1 protein-coding gene is annotated in these 1,258 nt (G+C 46.0%); it reads right to left on the bottom strand.

The genetic code is table 11. The features are described 5' to 3' along the window. Nucleotides 1-73: 73 nt before the first annotated feature. The gene (gene tuf / locus J8M00_RS27935; RefSeq protein ID WP_063359275.1) at nt 74-1,258 is read right to left on the bottom strand and encodes an elongation factor Tu; all 1,185 of its coding nucleotides are present in this window, start codon (nt 1,256-1,258) and stop codon (nt 74-76) included.

The following is a 1,258-nucleotide window of genomic DNA, read 5'->3' as shown; positions in this document are numbered from 1 at the left end:
ACAAACATAAAAAAAGCCGCTCAATGAGCGGCTTTTTAATATTCGTATTATCGAATTAGTTAACTAGTAACTATTACTCGATGATTGATGCTACAACACCAGCACCAACTGTACGGCCACCTTCACGGATAGCGAAACGTAGACCTTCGTCCATCGCGATTGGGCAGATTAGCTCTACAGTCATCTTGATGTTGTCACCAGGCATTACCATTTCTACGCCGTCTGGTAGCTGGATGTCACCAGTTACGTCAGTTGTACGGAAGTAGAACTGTGGACGGTAACCTTTGAAGAAAGGAGTGTGACGACCACCTTCATCTTTAGAAAGTACGTATACTTCTGAAGTGAACTTAGTGTGCGGCTGGATTGAACCAGGAGCTGATAGTACTTGACCACGCTCAACTTCGTCACGCTTAGTACCACGTAGAAGTGCACCGATGTTCTCACCTGCACGACCTTCGTCTAGAAGCTTACGGAACATTTCAACACCCGTACAAGTTGTCTTCGTAGTTTCTTTGATACCTACGATTTCAACTTCGTCGTTCACGTTGATGATACCAGCTTCAACACGGCCAGTTACAACAGTACCACGACCCTGGATTGAGAATACGTCTTCGATAGGCATGATGAATGGCTTATCGATGTCACGCTCTGGCTCTGGGATGTAAGAATCTAGTGCTTCTGCAAGCTCAACGATCTTGTCTTCCCACTCTTTCTCGCCTTCTAGTGCTTTAAGAGCTGAACCTTGGATTAGTGGTAGGTCATCACCTGGGAAATCGTACTCAGAAAGAAGTTCACGAACTTCCATTTCTACTAGCTCGATTAGTTCTTCGTCGTCAACCATGTCACATTTGTTCATGAATACGATGATGTAAGGTACACCAACCTGACGAGAAAGTAGGATGTGCTCACGAGTCTGAGGCATAGGACCGTCAGTTGCAGCAACTACTAGGATCGCGCCGTCCATCTGAGCAGCACCAGTGATCATGTTTTTAACGTAGTCAGCGTGTCCAGGACAGTCAACGTGTGCGTAGTGACGAGTTGGAGTATCGTACTCTACGTGTGAAGTTGCGATTGTGATACCACGCTCACGCTCTTCTGGAGCGTTATCGATTTGAGCGAAGTCACGTGCTTCACCACCGTATACTTTTGCAAGTACGTTAGTGATTGCTGCAGTTAGAGTTGTTTTACCGTGGTCAACGTGGCCGATTGTACCTACGTTTACGTGCGGTTTCGAACGTTCAAACTTTTCTTTTGCCAT

The organism is Pseudoalteromonas luteoviolacea (genome assembly GCF_018100925.1).
Classification (GTDB): Bacteria; Pseudomonadota; Gammaproteobacteria; order Enterobacterales; family Alteromonadaceae; genus Pseudoalteromonas; species Pseudoalteromonas obscura.
The sequence above is the reverse complement of the archived record's forward strand: the minus strand, read 5'-3'. Positions and strand labels throughout refer to the sequence as shown.

Bases quoted from the DNA above. Each gene is read 5' to 3' on its own strand.
- tuf (WP_063359275.1), bottom strand. From the start codon at position 1,258: ATGGCAAAAGAAAAGTTTGAACGTTCGAAACCGCACGTAAACGTAGGT.